This is a genomic window from Elizabethkingia miricola (genome assembly GCF_001675285.1).
GTDB lineage: Bacteria > Bacteroidota > Bacteroidia > Flavobacteriales > Weeksellaceae > Elizabethkingia > Elizabethkingia miricola.
The window spans coordinates 18,842-37,413 of record NZ_LSGQ01000001.1 but is presented as its reverse complement, the minus strand read 5'-3'; the positions used below and the strand labels follow the sequence as shown (position 1 = coordinate 37,413).

Here is an 18,572-nt window from a genome sequence, read left to right as displayed (position 1 = left end):
TTCTGACCTTTCTTTCACCAAATAAATAAAACATTATATTATAAACTAACTGATTTTGGTTAAACAAAAAAGCAGCTTATAGATATAGTATATTGTTACCAGCCTTTTATAGCGCCACCTTTAAATGCTTTTTCAGCGGCTTGTTCTACGGCTTTAGACTGATATGCTTTTACAAAGTTTTTTACTTTTTCAGAGTCTTTATTATCCTCTCTTGCAACAATTACGTTCATATAGGCAGATTCTATATCTTCCTTTAGTAATCCATTTTTTTCCGGATCCAATCCTGCCTGTGCTGCAAAATTGTTATTGATTACAGCTATTGTAACATCCTTATCATCCAATACTCTTGGAAGCTGCGGTGCTTCTATTTCTACAATTTTTAGCTGCTTTGGGTTTTCAGTTATATCGGTTACTTTTGGCAGTAGCCCAACATTGTCTTTCAGTTTTAGTAATCCGTTTTTTTGTAGTAGTAATAACGAACGTCCGCCATTAGTTGGATCATTTGGGATAACAACAGTACTACCATTTTGCAGCTCAGCAATGTTTTTTATTTTTTTAGAATACGCTACGATAGGGAATACAAAGGTTTTCCCTACAACAGCCAGTTTATAACCCCGTTGTTTAGACTGTTCGTTTAGATATGGAACATGCTGAAACGCATTTGCATCAAGATCACCATTGTTTAATGCCTCATTCGGTAAGACATATTCCGTGAAAGCAACCAGTTCTACATCCAGATTGTATTTCTCTTTCGCTTCTTTTTTTGCAGCTTCGGCTAAATCTCTTTCAGGGCCAGAGGCAATGCCTACTTTAATATAGTTAGGATTGTCTTTTTTAGCATTTGTGCAGGAATATAAAAATAATAAGGCTATAGTAATTAAACTTAGAAGTGTAAATCTTTTCATTCTCTTGATTTTATCTATGATTGAATTTTTTTGAAAGTCTGTCTCCTGTAAACTGAATAATGAATACCAGAGCTATGAGTAATAATAATACAGTGTTCATAATAACAGCGTTATAGCCTATATAACCATATTGATAGCCAACCTGTCCCAGTCCCCCGGCACCTACAGCTCCGCCCATTGCAGAGTAGCCTACTAATGTTATCAGTGTAATTGTAGCATTGTTAATTAACGAAGGTAAAGCTTCAGGAAGCAAAACCTTGCTGATAATTTGCTGTGGACTTGCGCCAAGAGCTCTTGCTGTTTCTATCAATCCATTTGGAACTTCAAGAAGACTGTTCTCTACCAGTCTTGCAATAAACGGAGCACAACCAATACTTAGTGGAACAAGCGCAGCCCAAATTCCTATGGAAGTTCCTACCAGTACTCTTGTAAAAGGAATCATCCATACAATGAGTATGATAAAGGGAATAGACCGGAATACATTAACCAGAACAGAGAGAAAACGATTATAAAAATTATTTTCAAGCAGCTGACCTTTTCTGGTAAGGAATAGCACTATGCCTAAAGGTAAGCCTAGCAGAAATCCAAAAAATCCTGAAACTATTGTCATGAAAATAGTTTCCCAAAGTCCTTTTAAGAGTAATGAAAGCGTAATCTGATCAAGCATATCCCTTTATGGTATTTTGAATATTATTCTGATTGAAATACTGGATAGCTTTTGTATTTTCCTCATTATTGCCCTGAAGGTGTAATAACATTTTCCCGAAATTTGCTTTGCCCATATACTCAACATCTGCGGTGATAAGTTTATAGGGGATCTTGTAATCGCTATAAACGACTGACAATAATTCTTCGAACGGTATATTGCCGTTCAGCTCAATTTCTATTAACGGGAACAATCCCGCTGCAGCTTCTTCCTGTAATCTCTTACTTATTGATTGCGGTATATTCATTGTTTTAAATGTTATAAATTGTTTTATGATAGGGTGTTCTTTATCAGATATTATTTCATCCAGAGTACCTTTGGTAACTAATTTTCCTTTGTCTATTACGGCAACATGATTGCATATTGATTTTATAACTTCCATTTCATGAGTAATCAGTAAAATAGTAATCCCCAGACGTTTATTAATATCCTGTAATAGTTGCAGAATAGACTGTGTAGTCGCAGGGTCAAGGGAGCTTGTTGCTTCATCGCATAACAGAAGGAAAGGATCATTTGCCAGCGCCCTTGCAATAGCCACACGTTGCTTTTGTCCGCCAGAAAGACTTTTGGGATAATCATTCGCTTTATCTTCAAGACCTACTATTCTCAGAAGTTCATTTACCTTCTTATTAATTTCTGTTTTGTTTACATGATCCAGTTCAAGTGGCAGTGCAACGTTATCAAAAACTGTTCTGGAGGAAAGAAGATTGAAATGCTGAAAAATCATTCCTATCTTTTTTCTCTGTTCTGCCAGTTGTTTAGAGCTTAGTTTTAATAAATTGATTCCGTTTACAATAACCTCTCCTTCATCTGGTTTTTCCAAGAGATTTATACAGCGTATAAGTGTACTTTTTCCTGCTCCTGAAAAGCCTATAATTCCTGTTATATCTCCTTGTCCAACTTCCAGACTTATATTATCCAGGGCTTTAAACTGCTTTTTTTTCTGTACAAATGTTTTGGATATATTTTTAATTGTGATCACTGATTTCAGTTTTAATTGCTTCTATTTAATAAAAAAATCCGCCGAAAGCATCGGTGGATTCATTATAGATCTGTTTTTCTGACATCTTTAATCACCCGATACGATAGAGAATGGCATAGCCATTTGGTAACACATTATCATGGTTACTTTTTTACTTTTGCAATTGCTCTTTCTGATGATAATTCTGTCCATTTTTATTTTGTTATAGATTTGTTTTCAGAATAATTTCTGATGCAAATATAAATATCTTTTTTTAATATCCTAGTAATTTGATAGAATTTATTATTTTAATTTTTATTCATATTTCTGAAGCTAACAAAACTATTTAATGACAGGGGTGAACAATATTTAGCTGCTGACTTAGAATGATTAAGAAATGTTCTTTTGTTGTGCAATAATTGATTAGAATTTGCATTTTTTTACCTCAAGCGTTAAACTTTGTTAATCAGTGTTGGTTATTTATAAATCTAAGTGTACATTTGCGGCTTTAAAATGAGAAACTTTTTAGTGTTTTTACTGACGGGGCTGTTTTTACTCTTTGTAGTGGAGAGTAGGCTTCATGTAAGAACATTTCAAAACTGCAAATTAGCACATTCTCATCGTCACCTTCCTAAAAAGGCTAATCATCTGAATCAGACCTATGAGAAGTTTTCAATTCAACAGTCTTCTGATGATACTGGAAATAATAGTCCTTTAGAACTTAGCGAAAACGACTTTCAGTTTTCTGCAGATATTCAGACAGTTATCGTATTAGCCAGTGTATTTAGTTTTATATGCCTGTTAGGGCTATTGGGACATAAACGGCGAAATATTGCTGTATACAACTTTGTTGTAAATCTTTCTACAATTAAAAGATTCATTCTGATTCGTTCCATCAGAATTTAAACATCCTTTTTCCGATTGACTTCTGCTCTGTTTTAGAACATGAAGCATTTTGTAATGTGTTTTTGGTAATGGACACTTTATAATATTCTTTATTACCATTTTATTTCCGTTTAAAACATTAACGATTTATAAGCTCTGAAAATTATGATGAAAAGAGTTACCTCAGGCATTGCACTAAGCATACTCCTGTTGGCCATTGGCTGTAATAAGAAAAAAGAAGAAAAAGAAGAAGCAGCTATTTACCCTGTGACTTCTCCAATAGTGAAGGACACAGTGATTAACAAAGAATATGTTGCTCAGATTCAGTCAGTGAAAAATATTGAAGTCCGGGCTCAGGAAAAAGGATTTCTTGAGAAGATTTATGTAGATGAAGGACAATATGTGCATGCAGGACAAACTCTGTTCAGAATTATGCCTCAGGTTTATCATGCAGAATTATTAAAAGCAAAAGCTGAAGCACAACAGGCAACAATTGAGTTACAGAATGCAAGCACTTTGGCCAATAACAATATCGTTTCCAAAAATGAAAGAGCAATGGCAAAAGCTAAACTGGATGCTGCCAATGCTGAAGTTAAGCTGGCGCAGATTCACTTGTCATTTACAGATATTAAAGCACCATTTTCTGGTATAATAAACAGACTTCCGCTAAAGTTAGGAAGTCTTATCAATGAAGGTGATCTTTTAACTTCTTTATCTGATAATACCAGTATCTATACCTACTTTAATGTATCTGAACCTGAATATTTAAGCTACCAGACACATGCAAGTGACAGAGGAAGTCAGTTGGTAAATCTGATTATGGCAAATGGTGAGATTTTTCCTGAGAAAGGTGAAATCCAGACTATAGAAGGAGAATTTAATAACGAGACCGGAAATATTGCTTTCCGTGCAAAATTCCTTAATCCAAATAAACTTCTGAGAAATGGAGAAACAGGAAAAGTTCAGATGACAATGCCTGTTCATAATGCTTTAATTATTCCTCAGAAATCTACTTATGAAATTCAGGATCAGAAGTACGTTTTTGTGATCGATAAAAATGGAGTTGCAAAGTCAAGAAATATAAAAGTATTGTATGAACTTCCTGACCTGTACATTGTAGGTTCGGGAATTTCTGCCGGAGATAAAATCCTGTTAGAAGGAGTTCAGAAAGTAAAAGACGATCAGAAACTGAAAGTAAAATTCCAGGATCCGTTGAAAGTAATCAAATCATTGAAATTAAAAGCAGAGTAGGAGCTCTAAAATGAAGTAGTATGTTTAAGAAATTCATTCGCAGACCTGTTCTGTCTATTGTAATCTCATTGATTATTGTATTTTTAGGGATACTGTCACTTGTGAAACTTCCGGTGACACAGTTCCCGTCTATATCTCCGCCCAAAGTAAATATTACAGCGGAATATCCAGGAGCAAACAACGAACTATTAATTAAATCAGTAATTATTCCGTTAGAAAGAGGACTTAACGGAGTTCCGGGGATGAAGTATATGTCATCCAATGCTGGTAATGATGGTGAAGCTGCTATTCAGATCGTATTCGATTTGGGTACGGATCCCAATGTTGCCGCAGTAAATGTACAGAACCGTGTATCTTCTGTGGTAAACAAACTTCCGCCATTAGTAGTGCGTGAAGGGGTAAAGATTACCCGTGAGGAGCCTAATATGTTGATGTATATTAACCTGTATAGTGATGATCCGAAAGCAGATCAGAAATTCCTTTTCAACTATGCAGATATCAATGTAATGTCTGAATTAAGAAGGATTGGCGGAGTAGGATTTGCAGATATCTTGGGAACCCGTGAATATGCAATGCGTATCTGGCTGAAACCAGACAGGCTAACAGCTTACAATATTTCTGCCGACGAAGTAATGGAATCGCTGAATGAGCAGAGTTTAGAAGCTTCTCCCGGTAAAACAGGGGAGAGTTCCGGAAAACGAGCGCAGTCATTTGAATATGTACTGAAATATCCGGGGCGTTTTAACAATGAAAAGGATTATGGGAATATCATATTAAAAGCAAAGCCAAATGGAGAATCTGTAAGGTTAAAAGATGTTGCAGATATCGAGTTCGGAAGTTCCATGTATGATATTTATTCTACACTAAACGGAAAACCATCTGCTGCAATTACGGTTAAGCAGTCATATGGATCCAATGCAAGTGATGTTATTAAGAACGTAAAAGCACTAATGGCGGATCTCGAGAAAAATACTTTCCCGAAGGGAATGCATTATGAGATCAGTTATGACGTTTCCAGATTCCTGGATGCTTCTATGGAAAAAGTTATACATACTTTATTCGAAGCATTTATACTGGTTGCAATTGTTGTATTCCTTTTCCTTGGAGACTGGCGTTCAACACTGATTCCGGCACTTGCGGTTCCGGTTTCACTTGTCGGAACTTTTGCCGTAATGTCGGCCTTTGGTATTACACTAAACATGATTTCCCTTTTTGCCTTGGTAATGGCAATCGGGGTAGTGGTAGATGATGCTATTGTAGTTATAGAAGCCGTCCATGCCAAGATGGAAGAAAAGAACCTCTCTCCATTGAAAGCGACTGAAGAAGCGATGCACGAAATAAGCGGGGCTATTATAGCTATTACGTTGGTTATGGCATCGGTGTTTATTCCGATTGCATTTATGTCTGGACCTGTAGGTGTATTCTACCGTCAGTTCTCTATTACTATGGCATCTTCTATTATCCTTTCAGGGATTGTGGCTTTAACGCTTACCCCGGCATTATGTGCACTTATTCTGAAAAATAATCACGGAAAAGCAAAGAAGAAAACTCCTGTTACAATCTTCCTGGATAAATTCAACAATATATTTACAAAGGGAGCAGGGAAATATGAAAAGACACTTAATAAGACGGTTACTAAAAAAATGATTACGCTGCCGCTTTTATTAGCTTTCTGTGCATGTACCTATTTCTTGAGTAACTCACTTCCGTCTGGTTTTATTCCGAGTGAAGACCAGGGGATGATTTATGCTATTATACAGACACCGCCTGGATCTACATTGGAGAGAACCAATCAGGTGGCAAGGCAGCTTCTGAAAGAGTCAGAAGATATTGACGGTGTACAGTCTGTTTCTTCGCTCGCCGGTTATGAAATCCTGACAGAAGGAACGGGATCCAATTCAGGAACTTGTCTTATCAACCTGAAAAGTTGGGATGAACGTACAGAATCCGCCGCAGAGATTATTGAGAAGCTTGAAGAAAAGGCTAAAAATATTCCGGGTGCCAATATTGAATTCTTCCAACCACCTTCAGTACCGGGATATGGTGCAGCCGGAGGTTTTGAACTCCGTTTACTGGACAAAGCCGGAAGTGGTGATTATCATAAAATGGAGCAGGTAAGTAATGACTTTGTAAAGGAACTGAAAAAGCGTCCGGAACTGGGTTCTGCATTTACATTTTATTCGGCAAGTTTCCCGCAGTATATGTTAAGGGTAGACAACGATCTTGCTGAACAAAAAGGTGTGACTATTGAAAAAGCAATGGATAACCTTTCTACCTTAATTGGTTCCAATTACGAAACAAGTTTTATACGTTTCGACAGACCTTATAAAGTAATTGTTCAGGCAGGGCCGCAATACCGCGCATTGCCGAGTGATCTGTTAAAGCTATATGTGAAAAACGATAAAGATCAGATGGTTCCTTATTCAGATTTCATGAAACTGGAAAAAGTATATGGGCTCTCTGAAATGACAAGACATAACATGTACAACTCGGCACAGGTCAGCGGAACGCCGGCACCTGGGTACAGTAGTGGACAGGCTATTAAGGCTATACAGGAAGTTGCTGATAAAACATTACCTAGAGGCTTTGGTATCGACTGGGCAGGTATTTCCAAGGATGAGGTAAGCAGAGGAAATGAAGCTGTATTTGTATTCCTGGTATGTCTGGGCTTTGTATATCTGATCCTTTCTGCACAATATGAAAGTTTTATTCTTCCTTTACCGGTTATACTATCATTACCTGTAGGTATTTTCGGTGCTTTCCTATGTCTGAAGCTTATGGGATTAGAAAATAATATATATGCACAGGTAGCGATGGTTATGCTTATTGGTCTTTTAGGAAAGAATGCCGTACTGATTGTGGAATTTGCTGTACAAAAAAGAGCTGAGGAAGGAATTCCTGTGGCACAGGCGGCAATTCAAGGAGCAGCGATCCGTTTCCGTCCAATTTTGATGACTTCATTTGCATTTATTGCCGGATTGATACCGTTGGTAATAGCAACAGGGCCGGGAGCGGTAGGAAACCGTACTATTGGTACAGCTGCAGCCGGAGGAATGTTAATCGGAACAATCTTCGGATTGATGATTATTCCTGGTCTGTACTATATCTTCGGTACGATTGCAGATAAATCGAAACTGGCAAAATATGAAGAAGAAAATCCATTAACCGAACAAACAGAACCTTATCAACACGATGGAAAATTTGAAGACTAAAAGTATTATTAGCGCCATTGCTGTATCGCTGGTTTTAGCAAGCTGTAAAGCGCCAATGGTAACAGTAGTAAAAGATGAGGTAAAAAATAACCTGCCTCAGAATTTCAATCAACAAGAAACAGAAGACTCTGGTAACAATAGCGGTACAACTCCATGGAGACAGTTTTTTACTGACCCGAATCTGGTGAGTCTTATAGAGACTGCGTTAAAGAATAACCAGGATTTATTAATTACATTTCAGCAGATAGAAATTGCTAAAAGCGGTGTATTGGCTAAGAAAGGAATGCTGAACCCGACAGTTTCTGCGGGTGTAAATGCAGGACTGAAAAAAGCAGGACGTTATACGAGTGAAGGTGCGGGGGATGCCACAACAGAGATAGAACCGGGAAGAAAAATGCCAGATCCGTTGGGGAATTTTGCAGGTGGCATTACAGCAAGTTGGGAAGTTGATATCTGGAAGAAGCTAAGAACAGAAAAGGAATCTGCAATTGCACATTATCTTTCTACAGTAGAAGGGAAGAACTTTGTTCTTTCCAGTCTTATAGAGGAAGTGGCAGACAGCTATTACGAATTATTGGCACTGGATAATCAGTTAGATATTACCAGAGAATATATTAAGCTTCAGGAGCGGGCTTTGGAAATCTCGAAAATTCAGAAACAGGCATCTGCAACAACCGAACTGGCTGTAAAGAAGTTTGAAGCAGAGCTAGCAAAATCCAGAGCGTCGGAGTATACAATCCGCCAGGATATAACAGAGAAAGAAAATGAGATAAACGCACTTTTGGGAAGATATCCACAGGCTATTGTAAGAACTAAAGAGAGCTTTATGTCAACCATTCCTCAGACTGTATATACCGGAATTCCTTCGCAGCTACTGGCGAACCGTCCGGATATTAAGCAAGCGGAATTAGAATTAAAAGCGGCAAAGCTTGATGTGCAGGCTGCCAGAAAAGAGTTTTATCCTTCACTGAATATTTCAGCAGCATTAGGTTTGGAAGCATTTAAGCCTTCTTATCTAGTGAAAATGCCGGAATCTATTGCTTACAATCTGGTAGGAGAACTGGCAGGACCGCTTATCAATAAAAGTGCTATTAAGGCAAATTTCCAGGCAGCGGATGCAAGACAAATTCAGGCATTGTACGAATATGATAAAACTATTCTGAATGCCTATTTAGATGTTGCTAATCTAATGTCTAAGGTTAAGAATATTGATGAGTTTTATAAACTTAAATCTCAGGAAAACCATGCATTAGAAGAAGCTACAGGCATTGCAAATCAGTTATTTAAAAACTCGCGTGCAGATTATCTGGAAGTTTTACTAAATCAGAGAGATGCACTGGATGCCAAACTGGAACTAATTGATGCCAAACAACAGCAGCTAAGCACAGTTGTAGATATCTACAAAAGTTTAGGTGGAGGTTGGAAGTAACTTTAATAATTATTTATTTAACCTTATTAGGTTTGGAACCCCGATTAATATCGGGGTTTTATTATAGTTTCTTTTGACTGAATTGACTTTATTCAAAAATCCTTGGGTCATCACTTATAAGGCCGTCTATACCCATTTTTTGCAGTTCCTGTAATCTTTCTTTTGAATTTACTGTCCATGGAATTACTTTCATTCCTAAGGTATGACATTCCTTTACCAACTCTGGAGTTACAAGGCTTTGATCCGGGCTGTAAATAGTAGGGGTAAAGCTTAGAAACTTCATATCTCCTTTTAGGCCATTAAGGTGATTAGGATATTGCTTGAACTTTTCTACAGGAATATTCTGAAAGTTAGCCCGCTGCTGAGCAATTTTTTTGTCATCTACTTTTTCTACAAGCAGGGCCGTCATTATTTTAGGATACTTTTTATGGATAATTTCTAAAGTTCTGGGATCAAAAGACTGAATGATAACTCTGTCCTGAATACCTTTTTCCAGAATAATTTTCATCATAAGATCTATAAATTCTTTTGGCTCGGGATGGAATATATTATCGGAAAACGGACGTGTTTTAGTTTCTATATTATAAAAGGGGAGAGGCCTTTTTAATTCACGAGCATAGCTTTCGCAAGAATCTACTACTGCAGAGAATAAAGGTTTTTGTACTTTCATTTTCTTCTGATCCGGATAACGTTCAAGTTTTTTCATACCTACATCATAAGTCCGAATCTTTGCATAAGGCATATCATAGATTTTATAATAAAAACCGGAGTCTTTTGGAATGTATTCGCCGTTAGGTTTTGTAACAAGTTCAGGAGAGAGGAAAGAGTCATGAGAAAGGATAACTTTTCTGTCTTTGGTAATTGCTAAATCCATTTCCAGTGTTGTAATCCCCATTTTTAGGGCATTTTTCATAGCTGGTATCGTATTTTCAGGATATAGTGATTTTCCACCTCTGTGAGCCTGTTTATCAAAAGATTGCGCATAATTTAGCTGTGCAGCCATACAGAGAATTCCTGCAAAAAATAAACTTTTCATAAATTAAAATTAAATTTTTCGAAATTATGAAATCACTGATTATTACCTGATTACGGGTGTGTTAAGTTTTTAATATATTTATATGAAATGCTTTTCATGGTAAAAAAGGGAGGAAAAAAAATGAAAAAACGTATCTTTGCGTTTTGAAACTTATGGAAAAAATAAAGGTTCACGACAAAACATTCGTACCCTATCTGAAGGACGAAGAATTACAAGAAATTGTTAAAGATGTAGCTCTTAAAATTTACGAAGATTATAAAGACGAAGTTCCTGTCTTTGTTGGAGTACTTAACGGAGTATTCATGTTTTTCTCTGATTTAATGAAACATTATCCGGGAAATTGTGAGATTGCATTTCTTCAGGTAAGCTCTTATGCCGGGACACAATCTACAGGTATTGTATACAAGAAAATGGATCTGACAAAAGATATTAAAGATCGTCATATCATCCTTGTTGAAGATATCGTAGATACAGGAAATACTATTGAAGCCCTGTTCGAGTACTTTAAAAATACACAAAGACCAAAGTCTGTAAAGCTGGCAAGCCTTCTTTTAAAGCCAGAAGTTTATACCAAACAATTTAAAATTGATTACATCGGGAAAGAGATTCCTAACAAGTTTGTATTAGGTTACGGACTGGATTATGATGAACTTGGAAGAAACCTGAAGGATCTTTACCATTTGGAGGATGGGAAAATTAATGATAAGTAATAAAGAATCTAAATAAAAAAGTAAAATGATTAATCTTGTATTATTTGGCCCTCCAGGGAGTGGAAAAGGTACACAAGCTCAGAACTTAATAAAAAAATACAACCTGAAACAGGTTTCCACAGGAGACTTGTTCCGTTTCAATATGAAAAACGACACGGAACTTGGAAAACTGGCAAAGTCATATATTGACAAAGGCGAATTAGTGCCGGATCAGGTAACCATTGATATGCTTATTGACGAGCTAAAGAAGCCTACAGATGCTGCAGGATTTATCTTCGATGGTTTTCCAAGAACTGCTGCACAGACTGAGGCTCTGGAACAAATTGTAGAAGAAGAATTAAATCACCCTATCGATATTTGTCTTTCTTTAATAGTAGATGATGAGATCCTGGTAGAAAGATTACTAAAGAGAGGTGAAACAAGCGGAAGAACGGATGATAGCAATGAAGATATTATTCGCAACCGTATCAAAGAATATTATACTAAAACTGCGGAAGTTGCAGAATTGTATAAAAAGCAAGGTAAATATATCGAAGTAAATGGTGTAGGAGAAATTGATGAAATTTCGAATAAGCTTTTTGCTGAGGTAGATAAAATAAAATAGCTATCAGTTGCTGGTTTACGGTTGATTTTATCAACTGTAAACTAATAACTGTAAACCAAGAACTAAATATATGTCCAATTTTGTAGATTACGTAAAAATTCATTGTCAATCAGGTCACGGAGGTGCAGGTTCTGCCCATCTCCGCAGAGAAAAATATATCCCGAAAGGAGGTCCTGACGGGGGAGACGGAGGACGTGGAGGACACGTAATTATGAAAGGAAATGCCAATGAATGGACATTGTTACCCCTTCGTTATACACGACATGTAAAAGCACAGCGTGGTGAAAACGGTGGGAAAAGTCAGCTTACAGGAGCCGATGGAGAAGATATTTATATTGAGGTTCCTATCGGTACAATTGCAAAGAATGAAGAAGGCGAGGTGATTGGAGAAATCCTTGAAGACGGACAGGAAATTGTTCTGATGAAAGGAGGAAAAGGTGGATTAGGAAACGAGCATTTCAAATCTGCAACCAACCAAACACCAAGATATGCACAGCCAGGACTTCCGGGAGAGGAAGGCTTTATCGTATTTGAACTAAAAGTATTGGCAGACGTAGGATTAGTAGGCTTTCCAAATGCAGGGAAATCTACTCTTTTATCTTCTGTATCTGCGGCAAAACCAAAGATTGCTAACTATGCCTTTACTACATTGACACCCAATTTGGGGATTGTTAATTACCGAAATTATAAATCTTTTGTAATGGCAGATATCCCCGGTATTATCGAGGGAGCTGCAGAAGGAAAAGGTTTAGGACATCGTTTTTTAAGACACATAGAGAGAAACTCTATTCTTTTATTCCTTATCCCTGCTGATTCAGAAGATCATTTTCAGGAATTTAAGATCCTTGAAAATGAATTGAAAGAATACAATCCGGAGCTCTTGGATAAAGATTTCTTAATCTCTATTTCCAAATCAGACTTACTGGATGAAGAATTAAAAACAGAAATTGCAGCTGAATTTCCGGAAAATCGCCAGCCATTATTTTTCTCAGGAGTTACAGGAGAAGGATTAATGGAGCTGAAGGATGCCATTTGGAAAATGCTGCACGGATAATCGTTGTCTATTTCCGTTTACATTAAAGATTTAAAATTATATATTTGACTTTCGACGATTTAAAATTAATAGAACCTATTTCCAAAGCATTGCAGGAAGAAGGTTACAAGACTCCGACCTCTATTCAGGAGCAGGCAATACCGAAAATTCTTGCCGGGAAAGATCTATTAGGATGTGCACAAACCGGTACCGGAAAAACGGCCGCTTTTGCTATTCCTATCTTACAGCTTCTTACTGAAAGAAGCGAAAATAAACACCGTAAAGGTGTTATAAAAGCATTGATATTAACGCCTACAAGAGAGCTGGCAATACAGATAGAAGAAAACTTCGAAGCTTATGGAAGACACTTGCCATTGAAAACAATGGTGATCTTCGGTGGAGTAAAACAAGGTGCTCAGGAAGAAAAGCTAAAAAGAGGTGTAGATATACTCGTGGCAACTCCGGGGCGTTTGTTAGACTTTATAAGCCAGGGAATTATTACGCTGAAGAATCTGGATATTTTTGTTCTGGATGAAGCAGACAGAATGCTCGATATGGGGTTTGTTCATGATGTGAAGCGTATTTTAAAGCATTTGCCGGAGAAAAGACAAAATCTTTTCCTTTCTGCAACAATGCCTAAAGAAATACAAAAACTAGCTTCCGAGATATTGGTAAATCCAGTAAAAGTAGAGGTAGCACCTGTTTCTTCTACTGCGGACACTATTGATCAATCTGTTTTCTTCGTAGACAAAGATGATAAGATTAATCTTCTTATTCATCTCTTACAGGATCAAAGTTTATCTCCTGTTATCGTCTTCTCCCGTACAAAACACGGAGCCGATAAAATTGCGAAGAAACTTAATCAGTCTAAAATTTCTGCTGAAGCCATCCATGGTAACAAATCTCAGAATGCAAGACAAAATGCACTGAATAACTTCAAAAGCGGAAAAACAAGAATTCTTGTAGCTACTGATATTGCAGCGAGAGGAATTGATATTGATAACCTGAAATATGTTGTCAATTTCGAACTTTCGGATGTAGCCGAAACTTATGTTCACCGTATCGGAAGAACAGGTAGAGCAGGAGCTTCCGGAACATCATTCTCATTTGTTGACGGATTAGATTTAGTGAATCTGAGAAATACAGAAAAGCTGATCGGAAAGAAAATTTTTGTAAACAAAGAACATCCTTTCCATACAGATAATCTGGTAGAACAAAAAAGAGACTCCAATAATAAGCCAGTTTCTGCAAGACCTTCAAATGCTGGAAATAATAACAACAGCAGTAAAAGAAATGTAAAGTCTTCTAAAAAGCCTTTCTTTAGAGGGAAAAAGAAATAATTTCTTTAAATAAAATAATAAAGCAGCTCTGTAATTTATAGAGCTGCTTTATTTATAATAGCTTCTAACAGTATTAATTCGTTTCTATTAATTTATTTAATTCTTCTTCAGAGGATAAACCGGTTGAGGATGCTAATATTTTTAGATTATTATCTACCAATACCGTATACGGAATAGCATTGTTTAGTTTAAAAAGTATTTGAAAATTCTCGTAGGCTGGAGAACTGCTATTTACAATTAATTGTTTCCAGCCCATTTTTTCATCATTTAATGTTTTTTTCCATGCATTCTTATCATTGTCTATTGAGATTGATACAAATTCCGTTGAAGTATTAACCTTGCTGTATACTTTTTTTAATAAAGGAATTTCCGCTCTGCATGGACCACACCAGCTAGCCCAGAATATAATAAGATGCTTTTTGTATTTGGTATCTGTAACTTTTAATTGATTACCATTCTCATCCTCTAATAGCGGTAAAATAACACCCTTTTTATTAAAACGTTTCTGGTTGTAATCTTCAAGCCTTTTATAAGTACCACTTTGGGTAATATCACCCTTGAAAGATTCCATGAAACTTTTAATTTCATCAGCATTATAGTTATTCTTATTCTGAACCAGTTTATATAACAGATGATAAGAATATGGATATTGTCTTATTTTTTCTTTAATAATATTGGTTTTGTTAGATTTCACATTATCAAAAAAATCACCATCTGTATTATAATATACTTCAGTTTGTCTGCCTGTGATAATTGGGGGACCTTCAACTAATTTAACTTTCTCAGGAAGCATAAGCTCTTTTGGTGTAAAGTCTTTAATATTTCCTTTTATTGATATAGCAGGATCGGAAAGAAAGGTTGAAGTACTCCAGGGGGATCCTCTGTATTTTGCATGTGTAGGAAAGCTGAAAAGCCTGGAAATACCTTTGTCATCTTTATGATCTATGCCTAAGTAGACAGGCTCAGCAGACTTGCCCCATTTATAAGTAAAGCTGAATACTCCATTTTTTGACCTTGTACTATCAATTTTATTACCTGCCCAGTCTTTATATAGGTATACAGTGCCGTCAGGTAGATTCGGAATATTACCTTCAATCACCGTTTGCTTATCTCTGGAACAGGATACAATACATAATAGAAAGAGAATAAAGTAGAAGGTATTTAATTTCATGTTTTGTAATTTGTTTAACAACGAGATTTTCCTCCATTTGAAGTTACACGTAATGGACCGCTGCCAATACCAATATCACAGTAAGCAGATTCACTGTCAGGCCATGATCTGCATTCACCTGAAAACGTTGTCCAGTTTCCATTACTATCTTGTATACTATAAGTACAGGCTAATCCTCTACCTGTTATCTTTTTTAAATCTGTTCTTGAAAGTTTTTTGAAATTTTTCACCTTGTACTTTTTAGAATTAGTAATTATATTTTCATGTTAAAATTGTATAATACATATAATTGTTTTTGTTTGTTATTATGGTTTTAAATTAGCAAAATGGTTTAAAATTATAATTGTTTTTTATTTTTAAAATTAAATTTTACTTGTATTTAGAATTGTTTTGTAGTATTTACGGTTTACTATTAAAATTTTCTGGTCTTATTTTAAATAAAAAACGCCACATATTATAATAATATATGACGTTTATGTTTTTATAAAGTTTGTCTGATTTATTTCATCCCGAAAATATTCAGTGCATTCTGATTGGTTATAGCTTCAATCTCCTTATAGTCCTTCTTGTAAAGATCTACAAGCTTTCCAAGAATCAAGGCTGTATATGCACTTTCGTTTCTCTTGCCACGGTGGGGAACAGGTGCCAGATATGGAGAGTCGGTTTCCAGAACAATTTTGTTCAATGGAATTTCATTTAGAAACTGATCTATTTTTCCATTCTTAAAAGTAACAACACCGCCTATTCCTAATACAAACCCTAAGTCTATAGCATGTTGTGCCTGGTCCAGGTTTCCAGAAAAACAATGGAATATACCTCTTAATTTTGGATGCTTCTTTCTTTCTAAAACTTCAAAAGTTTCGTTGAAGCTTTCTCTTGTATGAATTACGATTGGTAAATCCATTTCAATAGCCCAGTCAATTTGCTGTTCAAATGCTTTTACCTGAATATCCAATGTAGATTTGTCCCAGTAAAGATCTATTCCAATTTCTCCTATAGCGCAGAACGGTCTTTTATCCAGATATTCTTTTACCAGAGCAAGTTCTTTTTCCCAGGTTTCAGGTTGTACACTACATGGATGCAGGCCCATCATTGCAAATATTTCACCTGGATATTGGCTTTCCAGCTCCAGCATTTTTTCATGAGTTTCTGAATCTATGGCAGGAAGATAAAACTTTTCAACACCAGCTTCTTTAGCCCGTTTAATAGCCTCATCTCTGTCTTCATCAAATTGTTCGGAGTATAGGTGGGTGTGAGTATCAATCATTTTATTATTATCAATTGTTTGTTGTAAAGGTTGTTTGTGTCTGAATATGCAGCGTACAATCTTAAATTCTTACATCACGAAAAATATTGTGATGTACTTTCTGCTGTTGCTGGGCAATCCGTTCCTTCAGTTTTTCTTTAAAAATAATATATTCTTCAGAATTATGCTGAATAGGCCGGTGCATCAGCGCCTGATTTATTTTCAGATTCTCTTTCATAAAGTCAAGAGTTTCTGGTGTAATATAGGCTTTCGAAAACTTTTCCCAGATGTATTGTATAGCCTGATTGTTTGGATGAATCAAATCTTCTTTATAAAACCTGTAATCTCTGAGGTCATCCATCAGGATTTCGTAAATTGGCAAATATTCGCAATATTCTGATACTTCTACCAATTCATGAACCGCATTAATCAGTAAAGATTTGCTTCGCTGATTTTCTACAATACCATCTTTAACATGTCTTACAGGACTAATGGTAAATAGTACCTGCAATTCTTCAGAGGAAATGTCTTTCAGCATATTAATCGTTTCCGAAATAGCATCAGTAATTTCGAGATGAGATAAAAGTCTTTTTGTAAAATGCTTCTGAGGTATTTTATGGCAATTGGCCACAATTCTGTTTTGCTCTGTAAATTCATATACCCAGGATGTTCCATAGGTGATAATAATCCATTTGGCTTCTCTTAGAAATTCAACCGCTTCATTCAATGATTGATTGATTCTGTCAAGACTTTTATGAAGATACTGATCATCAAAACTCGTATGATGGTCCAGGCTGATGTATTTTCCCTGATGGTAAATGAAATCCTCTTCGGTATATTCTCTGCCTTCATAAATCCTTTTTAGAGCATTATTCACTGCCACAGGGTGGAATATTGTTCCGAAAGGATTATTGACGGTCTGTAACTGTCCGGAAGCAAAAATGGAAGCCATTTCTGTAGCGAAACAACTTCCAATGCTGAAAATACGATCTTCAGCCTGAATTTTCTGCTTGCTTTCGGCAAGTTGTATTTCAGTTCTGAAAAGCATTTATATTATGAATCTCTTTTTAACAGATAGTTTGCAAGTTCTACGAACGGCTGCTTCTTATCGTCAGGAAGATTAATTTTATTTAAATAGTGCTGACCTTTTTCGTTATGTCTTTGGATCAGACGTTGTACTTTTTCATCAACTTTAGTTCTGCGGAATATTTTTTCTACACCATAAACTTTGTCAATATTATCGGTTTTCTTAGAATACCAGAAGTTTAATTCTCGGCGCTCCTCTTCGTTTGCAAATTTTAGAGCGATAAGATAGAGAATAGTTTTTTTATTTTCAAAAATATCTCCGGCATGCTTCTTACCAAACTGTTCCTGCTTTCCGAATACATCCAGATAATCATCCATAATCTGGAATGCAATACCAATATGTAACCCGAAGTTGTAAAGGTATTCTGCCTGCTCGTCGCTGGCACCACCAATAAGCGCTCCTATTTTCAGAGATGCAGCACTCAGTACTCCTGTTTTGTTGGAGATCATCAGCATATAGTCACGGTAGGTAACGTTTGGCATATTCTCGAAGTTAATGTCTAACTGTTGACCTTCGCATAATACAGCTCCGGTTTCAGAAAATATTTTCACACATTTTTTGAATAATTCCGGCTCAAGATCTTCGAAAAACTGATATGCCTTAATCATTAATGCATCACCTGAAAGAATTCCGGTGTTAATACCATGCAATGTATGGATTGTAGGCTTATTACGGCGTAGCGGAGCTTCGTCCATAATATCATCATGAATTAGAGTGAAATTATGGAAGAATTCAATTGCCAGTGCAGGCTTTATTGCAGTATCCATATCACCACCGAACAGATCACACGCCATCATTACCATCATCGGGCGCAATCTCTTCCCCCCGTGCGAGATAATGTAGTTAATAGGATCGTATAGCTCAGACGGCTTCTGCGTAAATTTGTATTTTTCTATTCCCTCGGAAACAAGGTCCTGATATTGATCAAAAAACTTCATACTACAAAAATAATATTTTTACTTTCATTTCAGACTTTATAGACATAAAAAAACTACC

At 36.2% G+C, this 18,572-nt stretch carries 17 protein-coding genes; 8 read left to right on the top strand and 9 right to left on the bottom strand.

Annotated elements, in window-relative coordinates; translation table 11 throughout:
* Positions 1-95 precede the first annotated feature (95 nt).
* The 3 genes from metQ to ATE49_RS00165 are packed head-to-tail and all read right to left on the bottom strand — an operon-like array spanning position 96 to position 2,593.
* The gene (gene metQ, locus ATE49_RS00175) at positions 96-905 is read right to left on the bottom strand and encodes a methionine ABC transporter substrate-binding lipoprotein MetQ (RefSeq protein ID WP_065080634.1); all 810 of its coding nucleotides are present in this window, start codon (positions 903-905) and stop codon (positions 96-98) included.
* Positions 906-915: 10 nt separating this feature from the next.
* A complete protein-coding gene (gene metI / locus ATE49_RS00170; RefSeq protein ID WP_065080633.1) occupies positions 916-1,572 on the bottom strand; it encodes a methionine ABC transporter permease MetI in 657 nt (218 codons plus the stop codon).
* The gene (locus ATE49_RS00165) at positions 1,565-2,593 is read right to left on the bottom strand and encodes a methionine ABC transporter ATP-binding protein (protein WP_065080632.1); all 1,029 of its coding nucleotides are present in this window, start codon (positions 2,591-2,593) and stop codon (positions 1,565-1,567) included. The genes metI and ATE49_RS00165 overlap by 8 nt, the downstream gene beginning before the upstream one ends.
* Before the next feature lie 492 nt (positions 2,594-3,085).
* Here ATE49_RS00165 and ATE49_RS00160 point away from each other — a divergent pair, with 492 nt between their 5' ends.
* The 4 genes from ATE49_RS00160 to ATE49_RS00145 all read left to right on the top strand — a co-directional run bounded on the left by ATE49_RS00160 (position 3,086) and on the right by ATE49_RS00145 (position 9,349).
* Positions 3,086-3,478: a hypothetical protein gene (locus ATE49_RS00160; RefSeq protein ID WP_065080631.1), complete on the top strand. Its 393-nt coding sequence runs from the start codon at positions 3,086-3,088 to the stop codon at positions 3,476-3,478.
* A 147-nt stretch (positions 3,479-3,625) separates the two neighbouring features.
* A complete protein-coding gene (locus ATE49_RS00155; protein ID WP_045180231.1) occupies positions 3,626-4,708 on the top strand; it encodes an efflux RND transporter periplasmic adaptor subunit in 1,083 nt (360 codons plus the stop codon).
* A gap of 20 nt (positions 4,709-4,728) precedes the next feature.
* Complete coding sequence (locus tag ATE49_RS00150; RefSeq protein WP_065080630.1) at positions 4,729-7,920, top strand: efflux RND transporter permease subunit; 3,192 nt, start codon at positions 4,729-4,731, stop codon at positions 7,918-7,920.
* Positions 7,901-9,349, top strand: a complete 1,449-nt coding sequence (locus ATE49_RS00145) for a TolC family protein (protein WP_021346601.1) — start codon at positions 7,901-7,903, stop codon at positions 9,347-9,349. The genes ATE49_RS00150 and ATE49_RS00145 overlap by 20 nt, the downstream gene beginning before the upstream one ends.
* Before the next feature lie 88 nt (positions 9,350-9,437).
* Here ATE49_RS00145 and ATE49_RS00140 read toward each other — a convergent pair whose 3' ends face one another.
* Positions 9,438-10,385, bottom strand: a complete 948-nt coding sequence (locus tag ATE49_RS00140; protein WP_065080629.1) for a glycerophosphodiester phosphodiesterase family protein — start codon at positions 10,383-10,385, stop codon at positions 9,438-9,440.
* A gap of 152 nt (positions 10,386-10,537) precedes the next feature.
* On the opposite strand from ATE49_RS00140, the gene hpt reads away from it, so the two are divergent.
* The 4 genes from hpt (at position 10,538) to ATE49_RS00120 (ending at position 14,072) form a co-directional block, all read left to right on the top strand.
* The gene (gene hpt / locus ATE49_RS00135) at positions 10,538-11,095 is read left to right on the top strand and encodes a hypoxanthine phosphoribosyltransferase (RefSeq protein ID WP_009085071.1); all 558 of its coding nucleotides are present in this window, start codon (positions 10,538-10,540) and stop codon (positions 11,093-11,095) included.
* Positions 11,096-11,120: 25 nt separating this feature from the next.
* Positions 11,121-11,699, top strand: coding sequence for an adenylate kinase (locus tag ATE49_RS00130; RefSeq protein ID WP_065080628.1), 579 nt, complete (start codon positions 11,121-11,123; stop codon positions 11,697-11,699).
* Positions 11,700-11,769: 70 nt separating this feature from the next.
* Positions 11,770-12,753 carry a GTPase ObgE gene (gene obgE, locus ATE49_RS00125; protein ID WP_045180224.1) on the top strand — a complete coding sequence of 328 codons (984 nt, stop codon included), beginning with the start codon at positions 11,770-11,772 and terminating at the stop codon, positions 12,751-12,753.
* Between the two features lie 44 nt (positions 12,754-12,797).
* Positions 12,798-14,072 carry a DEAD/DEAH box helicase gene (locus ATE49_RS00120; protein WP_059344143.1) on the top strand — a complete coding sequence of 425 codons (1,275 nt, stop codon included), beginning with the start codon at positions 12,798-12,800 and terminating at the stop codon, positions 14,070-14,072.
* A 73-nt stretch (positions 14,073-14,145) separates the two neighbouring features.
* Here the strand turns inward: ATE49_RS00120 and ATE49_RS00115 are convergent, their stop codons facing one another.
* The 5 genes from ATE49_RS00115 to ATE49_RS00100 form a co-directional block, all read right to left on the bottom strand.
* Positions 14,146-15,243 (bottom strand): TlpA disulfide reductase family protein, encoded by a 1,098-nt coding sequence (locus ATE49_RS00115; protein ID WP_065080627.1) that lies wholly within the window; start codon positions 15,241-15,243, stop codon positions 14,146-14,148.
* Positions 15,244-15,257: 14 nt separating this feature from the next.
* Entirely contained in the window at positions 15,258-15,473 is a 216-nt protein-coding gene (locus tag ATE49_RS20300; protein ID WP_081278386.1) for a bacteriocin-like protein, read from the bottom strand.
* Between the two features lie 269 nt (positions 15,474-15,742).
* Positions 15,743-16,510, bottom strand: coding sequence for a TatD family hydrolase (locus tag ATE49_RS00110; protein WP_065080626.1), 768 nt, complete (start codon positions 16,508-16,510; stop codon positions 15,743-15,745).
* A 61-nt stretch (positions 16,511-16,571) separates the two neighbouring features.
* On the bottom strand, positions 16,572-17,537 hold the full coding sequence (locus tag ATE49_RS00105) for a GSCFA domain-containing protein (protein WP_065080625.1): 966 nt from the start codon (positions 17,535-17,537) through the stop codon (positions 16,572-16,574).
* A gap of 5 nt (positions 17,538-17,542) precedes the next feature.
* Positions 17,543-18,514, bottom strand: coding sequence for a polyprenyl synthetase family protein (locus tag ATE49_RS00100; RefSeq protein WP_059344146.1), 972 nt, complete (start codon positions 18,512-18,514; stop codon positions 17,543-17,545).
* Positions 18,515-18,572 lie beyond the last annotated feature (58 nt).